Annotated in this window: 17 protein-coding genes and 2 pseudogenes; 1 reads left to right on the top strand and 18 read right to left on the bottom strand. The window is 50.3% G+C overall.

Annotated features, from left to right (window positions below):
- The first annotated feature begins 32 nt into the window (after positions 1-32).
- Positions 33-512, top strand: coding sequence for a C40 family peptidase (locus AC0LWT_RS09665; RefSeq protein ID WP_474681012.1), 480 nt, complete (start codon positions 33-35; stop codon positions 510-512).
- Between the two features lie 943 nt (positions 513-1,455).
- On the opposite strand, the gene AC0LWT_RS09660 is transcribed toward AC0LWT_RS09665, so the two are convergent.
- From AC0LWT_RS09660 to AC0LWT_RS09575, 18 genes and pseudogenes are all read right to left on the bottom strand, one after another.
- Positions 1,456-3,066, bottom strand: a complete 1,611-nt coding sequence (locus AC0LWT_RS09660; protein WP_474681011.1) for a xylulokinase — start codon at positions 3,064-3,066, stop codon at positions 1,456-1,458.
- 665 nt (positions 3,067-3,731) lie between these two features.
- A complete protein-coding gene (locus tag AC0LWT_RS09655) occupies positions 3,732-4,376 on the bottom strand; it encodes an SGNH/GDSL hydrolase family protein (protein ID WP_474681010.1) in 645 nt (214 codons plus the stop codon).
- 449 nt (positions 4,377-4,825) lie between these two features.
- Complete coding sequence (locus AC0LWT_RS09650) at positions 4,826-5,839, bottom strand: glycoside hydrolase family 130 protein (RefSeq protein WP_474681009.1); 1,014 nt, start codon at positions 5,837-5,839, stop codon at positions 4,826-4,828.
- Between the two features lie 124 nt (positions 5,840-5,963).
- Positions 5,964-6,980, bottom strand: a complete 1,017-nt coding sequence (locus AC0LWT_RS09645) for a sugar kinase (RefSeq protein WP_474681008.1) — start codon at positions 6,978-6,980, stop codon at positions 5,964-5,966.
- Positions 6,973-7,728: a 2-dehydro-3-deoxy-phosphogluconate aldolase gene (dagF, locus tag AC0LWT_RS09640; protein WP_474681007.1), complete on the bottom strand. Its 756-nt coding sequence runs from the start codon at positions 7,726-7,728 to the stop codon at positions 6,973-6,975. The genes AC0LWT_RS09645 and dagF overlap by 8 nt, the downstream gene beginning before the upstream one ends.
- The gene (locus AC0LWT_RS09635; protein WP_474681006.1) at positions 7,721-8,833 is read right to left on the bottom strand and encodes a DgaE family pyridoxal phosphate-dependent ammonia lyase; all 1,113 of its coding nucleotides are present in this window, start codon (positions 8,831-8,833) and stop codon (positions 7,721-7,723) included. Before AC0LWT_RS09635 ends, dagF begins: the two co-directional genes overlap by 8 nt.
- A complete protein-coding gene (locus AC0LWT_RS09630) occupies positions 8,811-9,926 on the bottom strand; it encodes an amidohydrolase/deacetylase family metallohydrolase (RefSeq protein ID WP_474681005.1) in 1,116 nt (371 codons plus the stop codon). The genes AC0LWT_RS09635 and AC0LWT_RS09630 overlap by 23 nt, the downstream gene beginning before the upstream one ends.
- Positions 9,927-10,091: 165 nt before the next feature.
- A pseudogene (locus AC0LWT_RS09625) lies at positions 10,092-12,561 on the bottom strand (glycoside hydrolase family 3 N-terminal domain-containing protein).
- Positions 12,562-12,569: 8 nt separating this feature from the next.
- The gene (locus tag AC0LWT_RS09620; RefSeq protein ID WP_474681004.1) at positions 12,570-14,156 is read right to left on the bottom strand and encodes a response regulator transcription factor; all 1,587 of its coding nucleotides are present in this window, start codon (positions 14,154-14,156) and stop codon (positions 12,570-12,572) included.
- An 11-nt stretch (positions 14,157-14,167) separates the two neighbouring features.
- Entirely contained in the window at positions 14,168-15,955 is a 1,788-nt protein-coding gene (locus AC0LWT_RS09615) for a sensor histidine kinase (protein ID WP_474681003.1), read from the bottom strand.
- Between the two features lie 34 nt (positions 15,956-15,989).
- Positions 15,990-16,820: a carbohydrate ABC transporter permease gene (locus tag AC0LWT_RS09610; RefSeq protein WP_474681002.1), complete on the bottom strand. Its 831-nt coding sequence runs from the start codon at positions 16,818-16,820 to the stop codon at positions 15,990-15,992.
- A 23-nt stretch (positions 16,821-16,843) separates the two neighbouring features.
- On the bottom strand, positions 16,844-17,716 hold the full coding sequence (locus AC0LWT_RS09605) for a carbohydrate ABC transporter permease (protein WP_474681001.1): 873 nt from the start codon (positions 17,714-17,716) through the stop codon (positions 16,844-16,846).
- A gap of 94 nt (positions 17,717-17,810) precedes the next feature.
- Positions 17,811-19,124, bottom strand: coding sequence for an extracellular solute-binding protein (locus AC0LWT_RS09600; RefSeq protein ID WP_474681000.1), 1,314 nt, complete (start codon positions 19,122-19,124; stop codon positions 17,811-17,813).
- A gap of 340 nt (positions 19,125-19,464) precedes the next feature.
- Positions 19,465-19,713: a hypothetical protein gene (locus AC0LWT_RS09595; protein WP_474681051.1), complete on the bottom strand. Its 249-nt coding sequence runs from the start codon at positions 19,711-19,713 to the stop codon at positions 19,465-19,467.
- Between the two features lie 54 nt (positions 19,714-19,767).
- Positions 19,768-19,929 (bottom strand): annotated as a pseudogene (locus AC0LWT_RS09590) (winged helix-turn-helix domain-containing protein); the annotation flags it as partial.
- 602 nt (positions 19,930-20,531) lie between these two features.
- Positions 20,532-21,413, bottom strand: a complete 882-nt coding sequence (locus AC0LWT_RS09585) for a TolB family protein (protein ID WP_474680999.1) — start codon at positions 21,411-21,413, stop codon at positions 20,532-20,534.
- Positions 21,414-21,464: 51 nt separating this feature from the next.
- The gene (locus AC0LWT_RS09580; RefSeq protein ID WP_474680998.1) at positions 21,465-21,980 is read right to left on the bottom strand and encodes a VOC family protein; all 516 of its coding nucleotides are present in this window, start codon (positions 21,978-21,980) and stop codon (positions 21,465-21,467) included.
- A gap of 213 nt (positions 21,981-22,193) precedes the next feature.
- Positions 22,194-23,207 carry a LacI family DNA-binding transcriptional regulator gene (locus AC0LWT_RS09575; RefSeq protein ID WP_474680997.1) on the bottom strand — a complete coding sequence of 338 codons (1,014 nt, stop codon included), beginning with the start codon at positions 23,205-23,207 and terminating at the stop codon, positions 22,194-22,196.
- Positions 23,208-23,348 lie beyond the last annotated feature (141 nt).

The following is a 23,348-nucleotide window of genomic DNA, read 5'->3' as shown; positions in this document are numbered from 1 at the left end:
GGCCATTGAGCCAACAAAGGGAGGATACACACATGAAAAAAGCCAATAAAATGATCGCGACTTTTGCTCTGGGTTTATCCGTCTTCACAGGCGGCGCTATGGCGATCACACCAACAACACATGCCGCTACGGTAACGGCACCGGCGGCCACAACTGCGAATAAGATCATCACTACAGGCGAACGCTATATGGGCACACCATATCGATTTGGTTCAGCGTCGGGAAATACTCGAACTTTTGACTGTTCCTCGTTTACGCAATTTGTGTTTAGACAATATGGTATTAATTTGCCTAGATCGTCCAGCGAGCAATCGCATGTCGGTACGTATGTACCACGTAATCAACTGCAGCCCGGTGACTTGGTATTCTTTTATTCACCGATCCATCACGTAGGTATCTACATCGGTAACGGTAAAGTTCTACAGACTTACGGCAGTCCGGGAGTTACGATCTCGGATATGAGCAAAGGTTGGTGGAGCAATCATTACGCTACGGCACGCCGTGTATTGTAAGAAATAATGAAATCAACGTCACCTTAACGGGTGGCGTTTTTTCTTTGCAGATCATCACGCATAAGAAAGAAGATCCAGAGGTATGATACTTTTAGAACGAGCAGATCCACTGCGCAGAACCGACTCCAAAGGCTAGGAACGTAAGGGACGAGGCTCGTTCTTTTTGAGTTTCCCATGATATTCCATCCCGAAGTTTTAAATATACCTACGTATTCGTCGGAGCCTTGAAGCTGGATATATAGGGGCGTGACCTAGCAGATCAGTAAGGGGTCCCGCCAACAAAACGCGGAAAACGTACGCTAAGCATTCATATTATTTAAAAAGCCTAGATTCCTGTACGTCAATCGAATCCGCATCCACGGCAGCATCTATGACTTGTCGCCATATGAATATATGGAGGCGGTGAAGCAAGGTGCCGTAAAGCCGAAGCAGATAAAGCTGTGATTGGCCGCATGGGTGAAAAATGAAGCAATTTAAAGCAATTCCTTGATTGACATCGAATAAGAGGTTTGCAGAGCTCATCTCAGGTCAATATTTTAAAAATCGAGGGAGCCGCATTCCTGTTAAAATGGTTGGGGCCTCCAAACGTCCGATAACGACAAAGGGTGGTATGACAATCAAGGGAATTTTGTGTCATTTATGTAGAGACAACATATGAGGGGGTTAATCGACTTATAGACATATGTATAAAATACGGGTTTTGTGCATATGTCTTTGCGACCTCAAAAAACGCTTTTTCTTTTCTTGTGTACTGTCCACAAATTTAGTCCGTTTCGCGACACAAATTATGGTCTGTTTTATACATAAATATCACGACACAAATTTAGTCCGTTTTGGAACAATGATGTGTCCTTCTAAAAAAAACTAAGTATTGAAAACCGTTCCTCTTTTATAAGGAACGGTTCGTTATAACCTGATAAATTTATTATCTTTTGTTTAGGTGTCATTTCTTCCAATTTTCTACAAAATGATCTACCGCTGCCTGCTCAATAGCCAGCCCTTCCGTGTAACGCTCCATAAACAAGGCAAAGCCATTCACATCTGCGCTGTCAGGATAAACCTCTTGTCCTTCTGCATCATTGAACACTTTAGTGGTAAGGTAATCAGCCAAGCCCTCGTGCTGCTCCTTATTAACCATATAGGATGCCAAAATTGCCATCCCCCATGCGCCGCCCTCACCAGCCGTAGACATGATCGAAACAGGAACATTCAGTGCTGCGGCACACATTTTTTGACCAACTAGCGGCGTTTTGAACAATCCGCCATGCGCCAAAATACGGTCAATTGTCACATGCTCCTTCTGTGTCAAAATATCCATCCCGAGCCTTAGTGCAGCAAACGCGGTAAACAGATGTACTCTCATAAAGTTAGCCAGATTGAAGCGGCTTTCTGGAGAACGAACGAACAGCGGACGACCTTTTGCAAGCCCGGTAATGTTCTCACCTGAATAGTAGCCGTAGCTTAGCAAGCCGCCGCCATCAGCGTCTGCTTCCAGCGCTTTGTTGAACAGGACGCTGAATAACTGATTCATATCGGGTTTCAGTCCCATTGCTTCATAAAATTCACGGAACAAGCCGAGCCATGCATTAATATCGCTGGAGCAGTTGTTAGCAAGAACCATGCCGACAGGGCTGCCATCAGGTGTAGTCACGATGTCAATCTCAGGGTACACGGATATATCTTTATCCAGTACAATCATGGCAAAAATCGATGTACCTACGGAAATGCTGCCGGTACGCTTTTTGACACTATTCGTAGCGACCATGCCTGTTCCGGCATCTCCTTCTGGAGGACATAGCGGAATACCTGCTTGCAGGCTGCCTGATGGATCTAATAGTCGGGCACCAGCTTCATTGAGATATCCAGCATGTTCACCAGCAGTATAAACTTTAGGTAAAATATCTTTAAGATTCCACGGGTAATCTTTATCGGCAATTAATTTGGCAAACTGCTTCACCATCTCTTCATTATATTGCAATGCAGATTCATCGATTGGGAACATGCCAGAGGCATCCCCCAAACCAAGAGCCTTGCTGCCGGTCAACAGCCAATGAATGTAACCCGACAAAGTTGTAATATAATCTATTTTAGTGACATGCTCTTCATCGTTTAAAATCGCTTGATACAAATGTGCAATGCTCCAGCGTTGAGGAATTTTAAATTGGAATTTCTCGGTTAGCTCCGATGCAGCTGTACCCGTTGTGGCATTGCGCCATGTACGGAACGGAACCAATAGCTCCCCTGCTTGATCAAGTGCAATATAGCCCTGCATCATAGCAGAACATCCAATTGAACCGATCTTTTGCAGTGTTACGCCATAATTATTTTCAACCTCTTGCTTTAATTGGCGATAGGTTTCTTGCAACCCGTTAATCATTTCATTGAGATGGTAGGTCCAATAACCGTCGATCAATTGATTTTCCCACTCATAACTGCTGGAACCGATTGTTTCAAAATTGTAATCAATCAGTATAGCCTTGATTCGTGTGGATCCAAATTCGATGCCAAGCGAGGTTTCTCCCCTGACTATCGCTTGTTTAATATTTTGATCCATGATGGCTTTGCTCCTCCATTAAAATGTGAGTATAAGTTTTGGTTATCATGGTGTGATGATAGCACTTGTATCTTAGTTTGTCAATTAAACAAACTAAGTTTTTCAAACAAAGTAGAGCAAGTGCGAGCATAGGTTCAATGGCACATCGGCAACCTTACTTTCTAATTGGATGAGCCATGTTTTACCCTCGATTGGCATCTTGTTGTTCACATACATTCGTATTTAATATTAGAATTTGCGTCTTCTAATAATTCAACAATTGTTTTAATAGGATTCTTTTGTACAATTGCATGTTTCTGGTGAAAATAAACTACCGATCTTCTCAGAATTATATTTCTTAGTTAGCCATCTTCTGGTTAATGTGTATTTTATTTTTAATTCCTTTCGCCAATTAAACAATCGATTTCTTAAATCTTCAAACTGAAATCCATATTTACAAGTAAATGCTGCACTCATTGATTTATCTGACACTTGAAATTGTTTTAATATTTTCTCTAGTTCAAAATCACCTCTCGATCGCAAAATAATACGTCGTACTTGCGCTGAGTCCAGTCACCGTAAAGCTCTGAGACGTTCCTGCTATTGCAGGGGTTGGCTCTCGGGTTGCTTGGGTCGCACTCCACCCTGCATTTCAATCGATCTTCAATACTTCCCGCGCCTCTATGCTACTTACGAGGGATAAGATATGGTGCCATTCCCATTGCAATAACTTGATGCCCCTTATCATTTGGATGGATGGGCAGTGATCCGCTCAAGGCATCCTCAATTTTTCCATTTCGATATCCATAGATAAGATTCGCTTGTTTTCCTTCGAACCATGCATGAGCGGGAGCAATACTTACATCGTAACTTTGGGCGAGCTCTTTCGTTATACGATTAAGTTTGTCTACTGACTCAACAGCAAGAGGACTGTTAGGGAATGGGTTGTACTGCGTGCAGCAGATGATGCGGGCATGGCATCCTTTTTTTATTTGGGATACAATGGCACCTATGTTGCGTATATAGTTTGCTGCAATTTGTTTTGCGGCTAATGGCTGCTGATTTCGAAGTGAACTCAATGCTGCGTTTGCTAAATCCACGCCTCCGATCCATATCGAAACAACAGCAGCCTGCCGAATAACTGAAGCCCCCCGCCATATCACTGAATCTAACAGATCATCGCTGGTCCAACCAGGCCGAGCCATAACACAACAAGTAGCTTTATGGGAGCTTGAATTTAATGTAGATACGGTCAATTGGGGATACGCATTTGCAAAAGAGGAGGCGTTTTCCCCAAATGTGATAGAATCTCCAAGAGCTGCATAGATCATAGCAATATTACCAACTCCTTAATTTATCAGACATACAACACAAATAACCAAATGAAAGAACAATGCTGCTTATTCCTGCATTTCATCAAGTGCATCTTAAAGGTATAATATTGCAATTATGCTAAGGTTGTGTGGGTATTAATAAGTATTGATTCAATTAAGAGTGATATGTACTGTAACAAAGTTCTTGTCATTAGTCGGTTCGATGACCATCGAATTCCACGTGCTGAAAAGGAATATTGGACAACTTCGAATGGCTGCTCCCGGTAAAGATCGCAACGGCAATGAGCCGCTTATCCTTATTTCGATAAGCGGCTCTCTATAAGTTCAAATAAAATGGATGCTACAAGCTATCCCATTATTTGCGCGGATAACCTAACGGGTTTGTCTGTTGAAGTTATCTGATTCAAATAAACGATTTCATTCATGCAGCTGTTAGCCCGTTCCCGTTAGACCTTTTGGGCCATTAGATGATTAAGCATGTCTTCAAGCGGGACGGTAGCCAAAGCGATGGCCGTATCCGTTACACCGTAATAGATGTGCAAAATCCCTTCATCCAATACGCAGCCTGTTGGGAAAATCACATTCGGAATCTGGTAGCCGAACTTCTCATAATAGGTTTCCGGCTCCATAATGAAGTTGGACGTTCTGGCCAGCACTTTATTCGGATTGTCCAGGTCAAGCAGCATCGCGCCTACGCGGTAGATAGTGTTCTGGTCTACGCCGTGATACAGCAGCAGCCACCCATGTTCGGTACGGATTGGCGGCGTGGAACTGCCGATTTTTTTGCCTTCCCAATCGTTCTCCGCTTTGGCCAGCAGAACAGGCTCTTCCCATTTCACCAGATCGTCGGAGTACGTGATCCAGATAGCCGCTTGGTCAGTGCCGAACGCTTCGCCAATATATTCTTCAGGTCTGCGGAGCAGGACGTATTTGCCGTTTACCTTCTCAGGGAAAAGCACGTTGTTACGGTCGTTGATTTCAAGCGGCGTTGTAGTCGTCACATATTCCCAGTCGGTCAGGTTCCGGGAGGACATCAGGATCGAGCGTGTCAGCCAGTGCCCTTCTTCTTCTCCCCAGCCGTCTGGATAGGTCGGAATCGAACGCTCCGGAATTCCGGTGCCCGTCGGATAGTAGTTCATCGCACAAGGCCGCACCGCAATCGTCATGTAGAAGGTATCATCAATTTTGACCATCCGCGGGTCTTGAACACTGCCGTATGGAAATCCTAACATATCCGGGGTTACGACTGGCTCGTCTGTGACATGCGTAAAATGTACGCCGTCTTCGCTTTCCAGCAGGCCCAGGAAGTTTTTGCACGGGGTAAGCGAACCGGCGGTCCGTTCGATCATGTAATATTTGCCGTTATCTTTGACAACGGCTGGATTAAATACGGTAGCCAATCTCCATTCATATCCACCGGGTACTACGATGGGGTTTTCAGGATGTCTTGTAATTTTCATTGATTGTGCCTCCTTGATCCAATGCATCTTGGTCATGTTGAAATGTTATTATAATATCCCGAATATGGCGTTTCAGCGGCCCGAGCCATGAATGAAAGCTATTGATGCTGTTCCTTTAATGACGTTAACGCTCCACATCTCTAACGGCGTGATCCATAGCGCGAACAACATCCTGTTCGGAAGCCATCGGCGTATCCCCAGCTACAGTGTGCGCCAGCATCCCAGCGGCCGCCGCAAAAGCAACGGTTCGCTGGGGTTCGAACCCTTCTAGCTCTCCGTGAATGATCCCACTCGCAAAAGCGTCTCCGGCCCCGATCCGGTCATACACCGGGAACGTCAGAAGATCGGAATGGACAACAGCCCCTTCTTTAAAAAGATAGCCCTTCAAGCTATGACGGTTATCGCTTTGGATGGACCGGTGCGTTCCGGCGGCCGCCTGCAGACCGTAACGTTCGGCGACAGCCGGAATCAGCTCCGCCAGTTGCTCTTCCCTCGACGTGCGGCTTGTATGCAGCCCAAGCACATGGATCGCGTCTTTTTCGTTCATGAAGACGATATCCGCGAGACGCAGCATGTCTTCATAATGCGGCCTGGCTTTGGCGTAACCCCCGTCTCCCCACAAGCCCGGCCGGTAATTGCAGTCGAAAACCACCTTGCCGCCGCGCTCTTTTACCGCCCGGGCAAAAGCCTTCATCGCCTCCCTGACGTTATCGTTCATCGCCAGTGTAATACCGCAGAAATGTGCGGCATCCAGTTCGCCTGCGATTCCCTTAAAGTCGTAGGTTCCTGCCGGAGCCGTATTGAAGCTGCTTTCCTGGCGATTGGAGTAAGTGACACGGCCAGGTCTGAGTCCGAAGCCGTTCTCCAAGAAATACATGCCGATATACGCCCCGCCTCTAAGCACACGGTTAGTGTTTAATCCGAGCTTCCGCAAATAAGCTTCGGCCGCATCCCCCAGCGGGTTGTCCGGCAGCCTGGACACCAGGCGCCCATCGTGACCGTATCGGGACAAGGCCGCCGCGACATTGACCCCGGTTCCCGAAAAGGAGTAACTGAGCGTACTGCTCTGCGTTAAAAGATCATAGCCCGGCACCGTAAGGCGCATCATAACCTCTCCAAATGCCGCTATACGTTTAGGCATAATGGTCGGCCAGATTCATCATCATTCCATGCAGCTTCTGCACATCCCGGATGATCGTCAGACCAGTAGAAGCGTCGATGATAGAAGAATAAACGTGCGGAATCACCCGAGGCACTCCGGCCTCCAGCGTAATGCGCAAAATCGCTTCAAAGTTGTCCAAATCGATGCCGCCCGTCGGTTCCAACGCAAAACCGGCCTCTGCACAAGCTTTTGCAACGGCACGCAGCTCTTCTTCCCGTTGTAATCCTTGCGTCGGGAAATATTTCAGAGCGTTGCCGCCCATATCTCTAACCAATGCAATGGCCGCCTCGACAGGCACCACTGCAAGTTCCTTCTGTGCCGCGCTGACCGGACCCGTAGAGATGTTGACATAACCAGGCCTGCCTGTCGGCGAAACAAGGCTGTTAATCCAGCTGTCTCTACCGCCCAGGTTGGCGCGGGTAGCTCCTACCGCCGGAAACACTTGATTGATATGACTGCCCGGATAATGCTTGGCGATTTCCGCAACGACAGCGGCCTGCCGGTTATCGCCGGCGCCCAGACCGATGGAAACCGCATCGTCAATTTCCAAGCCGTAAGCTTTCATCGCTTCCACGGCTTCCGGCACCGTGCCGTAATCTTTGGATAAAACACCGACCAGCACATGCCCTTCCGCAGCTTCAAACACCTCCTTGGCGTTGGAGATGTTTTTGGCCAGAACATTTAAAGCCACCCGATGTTTGTAAAATCTTTTTGCTATCTCAGGCATGGTTAGAACCTCCCGTTAACTCCCGGATTCTGGATTCGATGATCATGATGTCGTCGCCCGCCAATGGACGGGGATCGATGTCAAAGTAGCCCTGTCTTATGCCGTAATCCCGGGTATAAATGGCGATGTCGCCGTTTTGAAGCTCCTCGTTCAACCGTTTGGCGCTGATCCCCGCCACCGCTTCGTCCACCTTGACGCGGCCTCTATAAATCGCCCGGCCCGCTTCATCCTGAACGATAGTCACTTCCAGACCGGGAATCCGGCTGAGCGGCATCAAAGCCTGCAAGGAAGCTTTCTCCTGCTCGCTGTTATCTTTTTTCACGGCATATTCATCCAACGCCTGGAGCAGGCCGAAAGTGGTTTCTTTGCCCACCTTCATGCTGCGGCCGATGCCGTGCAGCTGAACTTTCAACCATTCGATATAAGACCGCTTCCCGGCTACGATGCCGGAGGTCGGGCCCTCGATCGCTTTGGAGCCGCTGTAAATCGCCAAATCCGATACTTTTACATATTGTTGCAGGTCTTCTTCTGCCGCCGCATCCACGATGAGCGGAATCCCTTTACGTTGAGCGATTTCCCATGCCTCTTCCACGGAAATCATATTTTTTTGCACGGCATGGTGGGATTTCACATAAAGGATCGCCGCCGTCTTATCCGAAACGGCATCGGCTATGTGCTCGGCCCGTCCTTCATTCGCGTACCCGACCTCAACAACCTTGCCGCCGCCGAGGTAAACCATCGTTTCAACCGGAGCGCCGTATTGCACGTTATGACCCTTCAGCATGATGATTTCATTCTGTTCAATGGGTTCCTGATGCAGACGCACGCTTGTCCGACGGTCGCCCTTCGTGACGATCGCCGCAACGGACAACACAATGCCACTGGAAGCGGAATTAACGACAACCGCGGCTTCGGAACCGACATATCGGGCTACGTAATCGCCCGCTTTATCTACCAAATCCGCTATCTCCACATAGCTTTGTCCGCCTTGTCTCATCGCTTCCATAACGGTGTCCGTCGGTGCCGAAACGCCGAGAATGCTCATCCGCCCGCTTGCGTTGATAACCCGTTTCAGCCCGTATCTAGCATTTAATGAGTTTGTCACCTATGATTGCCCCTTTCGCTTCAATTCGCCGCACCGCCGTTCTCGTTTCTCCTTCCGAATCGATCAACGCGATCGGCCGTTCCTCCAGCCCGAACAAGGTCAGGTTGGCCCGGTCGCCGACTTGGATTCGCCCGAGCTCCGGCCGTTTCAGCCACTCGGCAGCCCGTACCGTCACCCAACCGATGGTTTGCTCGAGCGTGTAACCGAGGTAGAGGAATTTGCTGAGCAGGTTGGACATGCTGTATACGGGGCCATTCAGCCGATTGCCGCGATAAATGTCCGTGCTGATCGTGTTCGGGTCTATGCCATGCCGCTTGGCGGCTTCCGCTACCCGGAACGAAAAACTCGCCGTCCCGTGCCCGACGTCCAGATGAACGCCGCGGCGGACGGCTTCCCGAAGCACTTCCAGCGGTTTGCCGACTTCGTCAAACAGATTGTTGCTTTTTCCGTTCAAGTAGTGCGTCACCACATCCCCGCCGCGCAGCAGCGGCATTACTTCGCGGATATTCGGCGGCGCCGATCCGATATGGACCATCAGCGGCAGCCCTGTCCGCTCAGACAGCTCGCGGGCAATCAGCAGCGGTTGAATGCCGCTTTCCCCAACGACGCTTCGGCTGATTCTTGCCTTCAGACCGACGATGAGATCGGGATGCTCCGATACAGCCTGAAGCAGCTTGTCCCGATCGATCCACTCCAACCGGCTTAACTCGTCGACCCGCAGCAGTCCGATACGCGAAATGTTCAGAAAAGCCAGCAGCCGGGTATCCGCTTTCCGCCCGCCGGCGGCCAGATCACCGATCCGATCGGCGCCGCAGCTTCCGGCATCGACAATCGTTGTGACCCCCTGCTTAACCCCGATTTCATCGATTTCGTCGCCATAGGGATCAAACTCCGGAAAGGCGTGTACATGCAGATCAATCCAGCCGCTGGAGACATATGTACCGGGTTGCTCCCAAATCTCGCTTTCCGAATCCGCGCCGCAAGAAGCCGCGCCTCCGGGAACAATATCCGTAATGATTCCGGCGTTAATCGCCACATCCACTTCTTCTCCGCTCACCAGGCGGACACGCCGCAGTAATAAGCTTCGATCCATCGGCTTACCTCCTGCCTCAATGAGATAAACCTCTTTCGAGGTCTTTCAAAGATGAACGACCGCGTTTAGAGGTAGGTTTGCTTGTTATCATCTTATTTGTTGCTTACTTCTATAGTAATTCAGGAAACTGCGAGAAAATATCCAATAGAATTGCGATTCTATCCGCTAAATTGTAAATGATCGTACGACGCTCAATTCGGCGGAAAGCGTATCGGTCGCGCTGCCGCCGACCTTAACCTCGATCCGGCAAGGCTCGACGGCGAACTCCATGTTCCGGTTCCAGACAGCCAGCTCTTCATGCCCCAATTCCAAAGTAACGATTCGTTCTTCGCCCGGATGCAGGTTTACTTTGCGGAAGCCTTTTAATTCGGCAATCCGACGGGTAATTCCCGATTCAAGGGCGCGGATATATAGCTGCACGGTTTCCGCCCCGCGGACGGCACCGGTGTTTTTTACCTTGACGCTGATTTGGACCGTGTATCCTGCGGCAAGCTCCGCCGAAGAAACGGCCCTTTGCGAAAGCGTCAATTCGCTGTACGCAAAACGGGTATAGCTCAAACCGTATCCGAACGGATACAGCGGAGCCGAAGGCATATCGATATAGTTGCGGAGACGGTGCGCCGCCTTCTGGTTGTAATATACCGGCAGCTGCGCCGCGGAGCGAGGCAGCGAAACCGGCAGCCTGCCGCTCGGATTCACCTGGCCGAACAGAATCTCCCCAATGGCAAGACCGCCTTCCATGCCGGGGTACCAGGCGCATAGAAGAGCGTCCGCCAGCGGCTCCAAATCCGTCAGCTCCAGCGGGCGGCCCTGAATCATCACCGCAATGACCGGCGTACCGGTAGCGGCCACCGCTTCCGCAAGCCGCTGTTGCATGCCGCCCGGCCGCAGGTCGGCCAGATCCACGCCTTCGCCGCAGTCCATTTCGGACGGACTGCCTTCGGAAATGACGGCTTCCCCGTTGCCGTCAAAATCGCCGCCGAACTGGCGGGCGCTGCTTCCGCCCAGCACCAGCACGGCAGCGTCCGCTCCGGCGGCGAGCTCTACGGCCGCAGCCAGGCCGGTGCCCGACGTATCGCGGATGCCGCAGCCGAGCGCGTGCACGACCTCAACCCCGGATGGCGCCGCTTGGCGGATGCCTTCTAGAACAGTGGTTCCCCGCCCCTTGCGCTGCACGCTGGTATAATCGCCAAGCTGATTGTACAGCCGGTCCGCATTGGGGCCAATCACGGCGATTCTCCGCTGTTTGTCCGCCTTCAGCGGCAGAATCTCGTCCTCGTTCTTCAGCAGGACGACCGATTCCCGCGCGACCTGCAAATTCAGCCGACTCATGCGGTCGCTGCCGACAACAGCCAGCGGGCGCTGCTCATCGGCATACGGCCGGTCGAACAAGCCAAGCCTGAACTTGAGCGTCAGTACCCGGACCACGGCGCGGTCAATGTCCGGCTCGGACACAAGCCCTTGGGCAGCCGCCTCCTCTAGCGTCGTAAAGGCCTTGTCCCACAGGCTTAAGTCCACGCCGGAGGTCAAGGCAATCGCCCCTGCGCCTTCATGGCTTCCGGTCAAAGCCAACAGGCGGTCAACCGCCTGACCGTCCGCCATGACGATGCCGTCAAATCCCCACTCCTCCCGCAAAATGCCGGTCAACAGCTTGTCATTGGCATGGCACGGCACGCCGTCGATTTCGTTGTAGGCGGCCATAAAACCGGCCGCGCCGGCCGCGGCACCCGCTCGGGCTGCCGGGAGATGGATTTCGCGCAGCTCGCGTTCGCCGATATCCGCGGGTCCAGCGTTTCTCCCCCCCTGACCTGCGCCCTGCGCGCAGAGATGCTTCAGTNGCGGCCATAAAACCGGCCGCGCCGGCCGCGGCACCCGCTCGGGCTGCCGGGAGATGGATTTCGCGCAGCTCGCGTTCGCCGATATCCGCGGGTCCAGCGTTTCTCCCCCCCTGACCTGCGCCCTGCGCGCAGAGATGCTTCAGTACCACAGCAATGCGATCCGGGCCGGCCAATTTCTCTGCGCCTGTCCCCTGCATGCCGCGCACCGCGGCCGCCGTGAAGGCGGCGGCCAAATAAGGGTCCTCGCTGTAGCATTCCTCGGAGCGGCCCCAGCGGGGGTCGTGAAGAATATCCAGGGCGGACACCAGCCCGATATGTGCTCCACGGCTGCGGATTTCGGCCGCCACGTGGCCGTAAGCCTCCTCGAGCAGCTCCGGATTCCAGGTCGAGCCCGCACCCAGATTGACCGGCAGCATCGTACCGTCCAGCGCCTGATGCCCGTGCGGGCACTCTTCCGTCAGCAGTACGGGAATGCCGAGCCGCGAATGCTCGATCACATAACGTTGAATTTGGTTTGCCGCAACCGCGCTTTGTTCCGCGGTAATGCCGTTGGAATAGTCGACCCCGGACCAGGGGTCGCTGCGAAACAAACCGTATAAAGCGCCCATTCCGCCATACGCTTCCACTTCTTCTTTAAATGCATCCGTAATTCGGAACTCCCCGTTTTCCATCTTGTAAGCGTCCCAGCCGTACATGCGCTGATTCAACTGTCCGACTTTTTCCTTCAATGTCATGCGGGACAATAGATCCTGAACCCGTTCCTCCAACGGCAGTCCGGCCTGTTTGTATGTCTCCACCGTCCGCTTCACCCCTTCTCGGTTTTACTTGCGCGAAGTCCTCTATATTCCTTGGGCGTCAAGCCTGTAAACGATTTAAATACCGAAACGAAATATTTGTATTCCTTGTAGCCGACCTGATCGGCAATTTCAAACACTTTGTCGTGAGTCGTCGCCAGCAGCGCTTTCGCCTGCTCAATGCGCAGCTCGTTCATATATTCCGTGAACCCTTTACCGGTACTCTGTTTGAAAATATAACTGAAATAGCTCGGCGTGATCTTGAGCCAAGCTGCAACCTCCGAAGCCTTGAGATCGCTTCGATACTGATCGTTCATATAGCTTTTGGCTTTTTCGATAATCCAGTAGGAACGGTCGATGCCGTTTTTCTCGATCAGCGCGAGCAGTTCCGACATATCCCGGTTCGCCGCTTCCTCAAGCGCATGATACGAATTGTAGAGATTCAAATCCAGTGAAGGACGGCTGCCGTCGAGTCCGGTCATGCCGCTTTTTCTGAGACGCTGGCGAAGCAGCGCGAACAACTCCTCGCAGACGGCGACAACCTCCTGCAGCAGGTAAGCTTCCTTTTTAAAGAAATGAAACATATCGGACACTTCCGCTTTCAGTTCCTGTTCGCCCTGCTTGAACAACGCGGCGACCAGATGCTGCACCCGCGCCGATACATCCAGCACTTCCGGCCTGCGGCCTCCCTGCCATTTCGCTTCATAGGCGGCATTCAGTACGGGTTCATGCTCCAGCACGTAGTATTTCAGCCTGGACGCCGCTTCCGAACAGCGCTGAGCGGTCTCGTCCAAATGTCCGTACGGTTCCGACACACCGCAGTAGAACTGCAGTTGTCCCGGCGACGGCAAGGTATCTTGCCGCAGCAGCAAATCCCACTCCCCCTCGTCCATGAACCGGTCCGACACGGCCAGCGTGATCAGCAAATTTTCATGGTCAAAGATGGAAAAGGGGCGCAGCCCGGGATTCTCCAGCCGGCGGTGGAGCGTGTGAATCCATTGCTCCTGGATACGCTCGTACTGGTCGGGCCGCACAGCCTCATAAAGCTCATAGAAGCATGCCAACTGGCTGGCCAGAATCCGGAACTGGACGCCGTGCAGAGGCGGAGGCGCCATTTTTCCGTAGGCGATGCCGCTTCGGGCCATATTCGCCAGCCACAGCTTCACGTCCTGGTCTCCGCTTGTATTCCTTCTGCTTCTGATGCTTTCCACCAATTTCTGCACGACTTTGGTCAATTCTTCTACTTCCACGGGCTTCAGCAAATAATCGTTGACCCCGAGCCGGATGGCTTGGCGGGCGTAACCAAAGTCCTCGTATCCGCTAATAATGACCATCTGCGTATCCGGGTAACGCTGCCTGAGCTGTGCGGCAAGCTCCAAGCCGTCCATACCGTCCATCCGGATGTCCGACAGCAAAAAATCGGCCTGCTCCTGCTCCATCAAACGGAGCGCCTCTTCACCGTCATAAGCCTCGCCGATGACCTCGACGCCGAGCTCCTCCCAATCGATCGTGCAGCGCAGACCCATGCAAATGATCGGCTCGTCGTCCACGATCAGCATTTTGATCCGCCGCAGCTCCGCAGCTTCCTGTTTGCCCATGAGATGCCCTCCTAGCTTTCGGGCTCCGGCCCGGGAAGTCTTAAGCGGATTCCCGTACCTTCATCCGAGTTATGAATGATCTCCAAACCGTACTGTTGTCCAAAAAAGATGGTGACCCGCTCATGAATGTTAAGAAGTGCGCCGATGCGGCCCGCCGAACGCTCCATTTGCCTGCTCGCCAAAGCATGGCTGATTTCAAAAGCCCGATCCGGCGGCATGCCTTTGCCGTTATCGGTTACATCGATCCAAATTTCGTCTTCCGACCTGTAGCCGATCACTTCAATGATGCTGAAGGGTTTCTTCTTATCGATGCCATGTTTGATGAAGTTCTCGACCAGCGGCTGAATCGAAGCTTTGAGTGCGGGAGTCTCTTCAATCCCGGGTTCCAGATAAAGCTTGTACATCAGCTTGTCGCCCAGGCGAAACTGCTGCAAAGATAAATAGGTCTGAGCAAATTCGATTTCTTTGGCAAGCGTGGTCTGATAATTTCGGTTGCCTGCGCTGGAACGAAAAAATTTGGACAGCATCTCGATCATACGGCTCGATTTGTCCGCTTTTTCCAGCCGCGCCGTCCATCGGATCATATCCAATGTATTATACAAAAAGTGAGGGTCCATCTGGTTTTGCATCAGCTTGAGCTCGGACTCCCGTTCTCTAAGCTCCAGCTTGTATTTGTGCTCGATCAGCTCTTCAATGGTCGTGACCATCTCGTTAAATTTACGATTAAGCTCGGCAATTTCATCCTGGGAATCTATGGGAACCCTGGCGCTGAAATCGCCGCCGGCTACCCGTCCCGTCTCTTTCTTCAGCCTCAGAATCGGCCGGATGATCGTCAGGTTAAAGCCGAATAAAGCGACTAAAGCCAATAGAAGGATCGCGGTCAGTATAATCATCATGATGGCCTGGACGCCGCGCAGTTGTTCGGAAATATTCGCTTCTGAGACCATGGCGATGATTTTCCAATCCGTATTTTCCATCTGGTTGTACAAGACCAAATACCGTTTCCCCTGTACCTTATAGCTGAGGAAATCTTTTTTGCCGGAAGACAGCTTCTTCAGCAGCGTTTCATCCGGAACATAACCGCCCGGCATCGCGGCCTTGGAAGATAAGATCAGATTACCTTTCGGTCCTACGATAAACACGCCCCCCGCTTCCGCCTCCAGCACGCCTTTCTCCAGCTGGGAAGCGATGCTGGCTTCATCCAGCCTGATCGTCAGTTCGCCGAGCGGCTGAGTAATCTTAATGTATGAATTTAAGATGCGGATCATGGACAGCACCCGCACCTGACCATTCCAGGAGCTCTCCAGGGTGTGGCCTTCACTCCAGAAGATGCCGCCTTTTCGCCCGATGGCTTCTTCCTTCCAGCGGCTTTCATCGCCGGTGAACGGCTCGCCCATTTTGATCTGGTTCCCGTTATACCCCGTAATTTCGATAGAGCGGATATAACCTTTGGACATCAACTGGAAGGTCAGAAAGTTTTCAATATTGTTCTTGAGATCCGCTTTGAGCTCATTATCGAGCGGCGGTCCGGTCCTTAAGTAGCTCCGCATATCGGGACTTAAAATGAGGTAGTCGGCGATATCCTCAACCATCTTTGTCTGTTCTGACAGCTGGCTCGTCACATTATCCAGGTTGCGTCGGGTAGAGCTGATAAACTGCTCGCGTAGCACCTGATTGTATTTGTACTGCACAACGACGCCGACCCCTATCGTCGGCAAAATGACGAACAGCAGGAAGATGACAAGTGCCCTGCGTTTTAAGCTTAAGCTGCTCAGACGTCGGATGTAGCTTGTCTTCATGTCATCTCTCCTTTGCTGTCAGGACGCAGATTGATCAGCCTTTAACTGCTCCTGCCGTCATGCCTGTTACCAATTGCTTTTGCAGCAGCAGATAGAAGATAATGATCGGAATCAATGCGATGGTAAGCGCAGACATTTGCAGCGTATAGCTAGCGGTTTCGATACCGACGAAATTGGACAAGCCCAACGGCAGCGTCTTCAGGGCGTTGGATGTAATCAAAACGAGTGCAAACAAATATTCGTTCCAATTGTATATAAAATTCAGAATGATCACGGTAGCCATGGCCGGACGGGTAATCGGTAAAATGATGGACCAGAAGATCCGGAAGATGCCGGCCCCATCCATAACGCCCGACTCCTCCAGGTCTTTCGGGAACCCCCGCATGAAACCTTCCAGAATAAATACCGTCAGAGACAGGTGAAATGCTGTATATGGCAAAATGAGCGACAGATATGTATCGATTAGGCTCAGCTTTTGCATGATTAGAAAGATCGGAATCAATGTGGCATGAATGGGAATCAGCATACCAAGCAGAAACAGGCTGTAGGTTAATCCGCGCAGCTTAAAGGAAAAGCGGGCCAGGAAATAAGCGGCCATCGATCCGAGCAGCACAGTCACGATCAGTGAAGCAAAGGTGATAAGCAAGCTGTTAAAGAAATAAACGTTCATGTTGGCGATTCTCCACGCTTCCGCATAATTGGAGAACTCGAAGCCGGACGGCAGCGAGAACGGATTTGCCGCATACTCTTGCTCCAACTTAAACGAGTTTATAACCATCCAAAAAATCGGTACTATATTCATAATAGCGAACAGAATCAAAAATGTGTATGCGAATATTAGGAATAACGGAGACTTTTTCTTCATTCAACGTATTCCTCCTTTCCCTCTTAATCTTTCTCACGGGTGATCCGGTTGACGAAGGAAATGACGATAAGACTGAACAGCAAAATCATAATGGAAGCCGCACTGCCGTATCCGTAGCGTAAATTCACAAAGGCGCTGTTGTACATATAAATCGTCATGACTTCCGTCTGGTGAGCCGGTCCGCCGCCCGTCAGAACCTGTATGAGATCGAATACGCGGAACGAGTTGCTTATACTGTATACGATCGTGACCATTAAGGTGCTGCGGAGCATCGGAATGGTAATGAACCGGGTCTTCTTAAAGCCTGTAGCTCCATCCAGCTCGGCGGCTTCGTTGATCTCGTCGGGAATGTTTTGCAGAGCTGCCAGGAACATAACCATGTACAAACCGCAGTTCTGCCAAATATAAGCCGCGCTGATTGATAGCATCGACCATTTGGAATCGCCAAGCCAATTCTGCTGCCAGCTATCAAGTCCGAAAAAGGCGAGCAGATTGTTAAGCAGTCCGTATTCGGTGTTGTAAACCATTCCAAAAATCAGGGATACCATGACCGAGGAAATGACGACCGGCATAAATCCGATGGTCCGGAAAAAGCCGGAGCCCTTCAACCCGCGGTTCATCAGCAGCGCCAACAGCAGTCCGAGCGGAATTTGCCCGATCAGTCCGGTGATCATAATAATAACGTTGTTCTTGACCGACAGCCAAAAGGTATCGTCCTGCAGCATTTGGATGTAATTGTCCAGTCCGATAAATTTCATGGAACCAATACCGTTCCAGTTCATGAGCGAGTAGTAAAGCGAGATGCCTATCGGAACGATCGCGATGCTGAGATAAATCACCAGCGCCGGGAACAAGCCGATAAAGATGGCGTATCTGCTTCGTTTCAAGGTTTGCATCAGCAGTTCTCCTTTCGGTCAGCTTTGACTTTGAACAAAGAAAACCCGGTATGCGGGTTTTCTTTGCATCGGATTAAGCCTGTTTAACTGAGCATTAATTCGTAATGTTGTCCATTGCTTTTTGCGCATCCGCTGCTACTTGTTCAGGGGTACCGTGTCCTACAGTCAACGCCTGCAGGCCGTTTTGAATAACGTCCACCACCTGGGTCGGAATCATGCTGTCGAATACAGGAGCTGTTCCGTTGCTGGTCAGTTTAAGCAATTGTTTCAGATAAGGGTTCGCATCCTGGGGAATCTCCACTTTCGCCGGAACAACGACGCCGTTGCTGATCAATGCTTTATACAAATCTTCACTTACGAAATACTTAAGGAATTCTTCGGCTGCCGCCTTCTTCTTCTCATCCAAGCCGCTCTTGATTGCGATGCCGTACTGTACGACACCCGCGCTTTTTTTCGGATCCCCTTTACCGCCGTCCACGCTTGGGAACAGGGCAATGCCGAATTTGCTGCCGTCTTGGTTGTTCACGCGAATTCGGGCATCAACAGTGGAAGAGGAAATGTGCATAGCGGCTTTGCCTTGAATAAGATAATCCTGTCCTTGTACGGTGTCCATATTATTGGCATCCACATTAAAAGCTTTAAGTTTGGTCAGTTCGTCGATGACGCTGATGGCTTTCACGAATTCCGGATCGGTAAACTTGGCTTCCTTGTTCACAACCTTCTGCAGAAAGTCGCTGCCTGTAAAGCGGTCGCCGATTATCGACAGATAGGAGGACTGGAGCGGCCATTTCTCTTTGTTGCCAAGCGAGATCGGCGTAATGCCGGCGTCTTTCAGCTTTTTGACCAGATCGATAAATTCGCTGTAGGTTTTAGGAAACTCATTGTAGCCAACTTTGGCCAAAAGCTCTTTGTTGTAATAGACGATGTCTACAAACGTTTGTTTGGTCGGTACGGCATACTGATTGCCTTTCACATTGAAGCCTTTCAGTGCCGCTTCCGGCAGAATGGACTTCCAGTTGTCCAACAGACCGTTAATCGGCTCAAGCAGTTTGCCCTCTACCAATGGATCCATATCCGCCCCTGGCCAAACAACGTTGATGTCCGCCAAATTGTTTGCCGCAGCCATTGTACGGATTTTTGTTTTGTATTGCGCGGAAGGAACCTCGTCCGTCTTGATCACGATGTTCGGATGTTTTTTTTCAAACTCGGCAATTCTTGCCTTGTACACGTCATTGTCGATATTGGGCGTCGTCCATGGGTGCATCATGGTCAGCGTCACTTTATCGCCTACCGCCGATGCTCCGTTTGTACTCTCCGAACTTTTATTTCCGCAAGCCGCGCTGAATAAGGCAAGCAGGGAAACTAGACTTAAAAGAGTTACTTTCTTTCTTATCTTTCTGTTCTTCATCGTCAACCCTCTTCTCTAAAGTTTTTTTGTTTGTTTTCTCCGGCTCCAGATCATTGCTACTTTGTTTAGCGATCTGTTAGATTTAATTATAGAAGGTATGTCCAGCGGGCTATATCCCATAAATGTTTGATTATATCCGTAAATATTCAGTTAATTTATAAAAGGGGCTCCTTTTTTAGAAAAAAAACAATTTTAAAAAAACAAAATTAAAAGATCCTTTTCAAAAATATTGTAAATTTGTGCAACTTTTCATCATGTCTCTCCATTTCATAAAGTTACCCGCTTTGTTACACATAAAACAAATATCATCAAATAAATTCCATCTTGCTACTCCAACTCCCTATCGGCTTTCCGGCTGCTTTTTCACCACGCTTTTAAATCGCCTCAGTAAAAGAAGGCCTCGCCCCTTTTTAGGGGCGGGCCTTCTACTTCGCAATGCCGGCGTAGGGATATCCAGTGGGACACTGAATATCGAGATTTTGGTTACCTGCCCTTTTTTCTTTTGGTGCGATAAAAAGGAAGCCGTTAAGCGGGTAACAATTCCATCGGTCGAAGGAAGAAACGTTCCTGTCACGATGGCAATTCTCATCCAGCGCCTCCTTAGATCTTGTTGAAGCGATAGCCGGCACCCCGGATTGCTGCTATCCTTCTCGATTTTCGATCTGATTCGGTTGATGTACACCGTGACGGTCGTATTGTCGCTAATATAATCGAATCCCCAGATTCGTTCGAAGAGCCTTTCCTTGGAGAAAACGATATTGGGATTTCTGGAAAGAAACAGCAGCAGCTCGAATTCCCGGAGCATGATAGGCCATTTCCTTGTTCGCGCGATTCACTCTGCCTTTGCGCATAGACCACGCCATCTCTGCGACGCCAAGTCCTCGGCTCTCTCCGGTGAAGGCATGGGATTGCTGTATGACCATGGGCTCCGTGTTGCCTTTAGAATAACCTTGACCTTACCGCCAAAACGGTTAGGATCGGACATGTACATGAGGCCATTGGTGCCAAACAGCACAAGCGTCGGCTTCTCCGGAACGATGAGTATGGAATTGGCGTCGAATAGAATTGTTTCACGACACCGTAATGTGCAGTCGGAGCGATCAGATTTACTACGATTTCAATCGAATCGTCCTCCAGTATCTCTTCCATGGAGAGCGCTCTGATGTATGCTTTTTCGAGGTCTGTTCCACCTTGTCGGGATTGCGATCGCAACAACCGGCCACATCCAATATACGAAAGCGGTTAATCATTGAACTCAAATACGCCTCGCTAATCCTCCCACAGCCCACTACTGCAACTTTAACCGGTTTCACTGTGTCCATGCCCATCTTCCCTTCTAGATATATGTAGTCGCTGCCCGGGATTGAAAGGTCATCACTACGCCCCCTTCTTTCCAGGACTTGAACGCTACTGCTTCAGCCGATATGAAACAAAAGCCAGTTTACGGCTGTCCGGCGCCCACGAATTGACATTTATCGTTCCCTGACCGCCGAACAGTCGGGCAATCGTACGCGACGGTCCGCCGCCCGCAGGCATTAGACGCAGTTCCACCTGTTTATTAGCCGGGTGTTCTCCGGGAGCCACATCACCTTTGCGGTAAACCAGATAGGATACCCATTCGCCATCCGGGGACATATGCGGAAACCAACAATTGGCTTCTTCAAATGTCATTCGCTCCGGGTTTTTCCCGTCAGAACCCATGCGCCAAATCTGCATCAATCCGCTTCGTGTCGAATTAAACCATATCCAGCGACCGCAGATCGAAAATTCAGGTCCGTCATCCAACCCGGGAAGGTCAGTAAGCTGGATCTCTTCACCACCGCTCGCCGGAATAGTAAAAATATCATATTGTCCGTTTCTTTCCGCACAGTAAGCAAGAGTCGAGCCGTCCGGAGACCAACCGTGCAAATAGCTTGGACCGTTCGGCGTCACCAGTACCGGTACCCCTCCCTCAAATGGAAGAACGTATATTCTGGACAACGCATCCTCTTCCGTAAAATGGCTAATTGCGATTTGAGCGCAGTCGGGAGAAAGTACATGATCATTATTGCAGTCGATGGCAAATCCGGTCTCGATCTGCCTTATCGTTCCGGTATCCAGCTCGTAGGTGTACATAAGGCCGTTGCTGTTATACGCCAAAAATCGGCCGTCTTTCGTCCAGTTGGGAGCCTCGATGACCTCATCGAACTCCCGCAAAACAGTCCGTTCGCCTGTTATGATATCTATCGTTTCCAGAATGCTATAGGAATCCCTTTCTTTTATTAAAGCCCGAAGGGTTTGAATATCCATTTTTCGTTCTCCTTTGTTGTTTGAATGGGCATGTACTTTACTTTTCGATATCTAAAGATCCTTTACTTCATCTAAAGCTTTTGCCCTCCCTTGGGCAAGGCGCTGCACCAAATCGAGATTGTCGGCTCGGTTGTTGATGCTAAGCTCCAGTCCAAGCTGAGATCTCGTGTCCACGTAGCTGTAAGAACCTTTGGCAAAATAGCCAATATGGTACGGGAGCTCTGCTCCGATGTCGGCCAGAGTCCGATACATGGACTTGCGGTCATCCACGTACAAGCAGAAATGGAAAACTCCTGGTCCGTGTTGATCGAGAAAGGTTCTCCAGGGACTCGGAGATTCGGCGGGCTGCATAAGTTCCAGGATCAGATTCTCCAATTCGTACTTGGCCACCTTGCATCCAATGTATTCTACTGGTTTTCCATACGTATAGTGAAGCACTCCCTCCATCTTCAGTGTCTCGACAGTTGCCTGTTGAACGCCCAGCACTTTAGCCCAATTGGCGCTTGCCTGTTCCGCATCATGGACAACAAGGCAAATCTGTGTAAGCATTGGCATCGGTTGTGTCATCGTACTTCCACTCCTCTGGTTATAAATTGGATTAGAGCATAGCAAAGAATCCGGAAAACGAACCGGGATACCTTCATAAAGACTCTGTTATTTATGTTATCGTTAACACATCACATAAGAGATATGTGTTAACGTTAACACATTGGTGAAACAAGACCCGAAATCGAATGCCGAAGGCGAATCAATTCCAAAGTTCCTGCATCGTACGCCCGACTAGTCGCCATGCCATTCCCGCACCGTATGCCGATCCATCAGAAATGGGTCTATTCCGATCGTGCGGGATGAGGCTTTCGTGTCTTCCATTCTTCGTAGAAGCAGTTGCATAGTATGATCACCGATTTCTTTGAACGGTAGTCCGACCGATGTAATCGGCGGAGAGAGCAGGGCCGACAGCGTGTTGTCGTATCCGATAAGCGACAGGTCGTCCGGCACGCGAAGACCGCGTTCATACAAAACTTGCATCACGCCGCAGGCATAGATGTCTGAGGTCATAAAAATCGCCGTCGGAGGACGCTTCGCATCCAGTAGATCGCTAGCTGCCTTCCGGCCGGCGTCCACAGAATAGTCGGGCTTAACCCTTATCCACTCCTCTTGCGGCGTTATTCCTGCCTCGTTCAGAGCATCAAGGTATCCCTGGTAACGGTCCACTTCAACCTGATGTCCCAGCTTGGCGCCGATAAAAGCGATACGTCGGTGTCCTTTATTCACCATATGACGAACGGCGCTTTGCGAACTGGCGCGATCATTAACCACAATACGATCTACCAAGGGTATTTCATAGGTCCGTTCAATCATCACAACGGGTATATTTTTTTCGATCAATCGGTTGATTAAATCCTTTGAAAAGGCACGATTCGAGGTAATGATAGCTCCGTCCACACGGTGACCGATCAAGTCGTTGACCTGTTGCTCTTCCTCACCCAAGCCATTGTGGCTCGTAAGAGTCAGCACATGATAACCGCTGTTCGAGGCAGCAACATTGATTGCAGAACTGATCTCCATAAACTGCATGTTAGCGCTAAATAGCGTCAAATGCCCAATGATTTTGCTTTGACTGCTTTTCAGCCCCTGTGCAATCTTGTTCGGAATATACCCCATCTCTTTGATGATCCGCTCGATCTCCTTGCGTTTCTCTTCAGACACGTAACCGTTATTGTGCAGAACCCTGCCGACGGTTGCAAGAGAAACGCCCGCTGCTTTTGCTACATCCGCCATCTTGACATTCATATTAGTCTCCATGATTCCATGTGTTATCGTTAACATGTTATCAAACATTCCAACTTATGGCAACATGTTTAATTTTCGTATTCCTCACGTCAAACGGATTTCTTCGCTGCTGCGAAGGAAGCCCTATTTCTTTTGCACGAT

Source organism: Paenibacillus sp. sgz302164 (assembly GCF_056120505.1).
The sequence above is the reverse complement of the archived record's forward strand: the minus strand, read 5'-3'. Positions and strand labels throughout refer to the sequence as shown.

Bases quoted from the DNA above. Each gene is read 5' to 3' on its own strand.
- AC0LWT_RS09650 (WP_474681009.1), bottom strand. From the start codon at position 5,839: ATGAAAATTACAAGACATCCTGAAAACCCCATCGTAGTACCCGGTGGA.
- AC0LWT_RS09580 (WP_474680998.1), bottom strand. From the start codon at position 21,980: ATGACACAACCGATGCCAATGCTTACACAGATTTGCCTTGTTGTCCAT.
- AC0LWT_RS09575 (WP_474680997.1), bottom strand. From the start codon at position 23,207: ATGAATGTCAAGATGGCGGATGTAGCAAAAGCAGCGGGCGTTTCTCTT.
- AC0LWT_RS09660 (WP_474681011.1), bottom strand. From the start codon at position 3,066: ATGGATCAAAATATTAAACAAGCGATAGTCAGGGGAGAAACCTCGCTT.
- AC0LWT_RS09585 (WP_474680999.1), bottom strand. From the start codon at position 21,413: ATGGATATTCAAACCCTTCGGGCTTTAATAAAAGAAAGGGATTCCTAT.
- AC0LWT_RS09595 (WP_474681051.1), bottom strand. From the start codon at position 19,713: ATGAGAATTGCCATCGTGACAGGAACGTTTCTTCCTTCGACCGATGGA.
- AC0LWT_RS09655 (WP_474681010.1), bottom strand. From the start codon at position 4,376: ATGATCTATGCAGCTCTTGGAGATTCTATCACATTTGGGGAAAACGCC.
- AC0LWT_RS09615 (WP_474681003.1), bottom strand. From the start codon at position 15,955: ATGAAGACAAGCTACATCCGACGTCTGAGCAGCTTAAGCTTAAAACGC.
- AC0LWT_RS09645 (WP_474681008.1), bottom strand. From the start codon at position 6,980: ATGCCTAAACGTATAGCGGCATTTGGAGAGGTTATGATGCGCCTTACG.
- AC0LWT_RS09630 (WP_474681005.1), bottom strand. From the start codon at position 9,926: ATGGATCGAAGCTTATTACTGCGGCGTGTCCGCCTGGTGAGCGGAGAA.
- AC0LWT_RS09620 (WP_474681004.1), bottom strand. From the start codon at position 14,156: ATGGGCAAACAGGAAGCTGCGGAGCTGCGGCGGATCAAAATGCTGATC.
- dagF (WP_474681007.1), bottom strand. From the start codon at position 7,728: ATGCCTGAGATAGCAAAAAGATTTTACAAACATCGGGTGGCTTTAAAT.
- AC0LWT_RS09605 (WP_474681001.1), bottom strand. From the start codon at position 17,716: ATGCAAACCTTGAAACGAAGCAGATACGCCATCTTTATCGGCTTGTTC.
- AC0LWT_RS09600 (WP_474681000.1), bottom strand. From the start codon at position 19,124: ATGAAGAACAGAAAGATAAGAAAGAAAGTAACTCTTTTAAGTCTAGTT.
- AC0LWT_RS09610 (WP_474681002.1), bottom strand. From the start codon at position 16,820: ATGAAGAAAAAGTCTCCGTTATTCCTAATATTCGCATACACATTTTTG.
- AC0LWT_RS09665 (WP_474681012.1), top strand. From the start codon at position 33: ATGAAAAAAGCCAATAAAATGATCGCGACTTTTGCTCTGGGTTTATCC.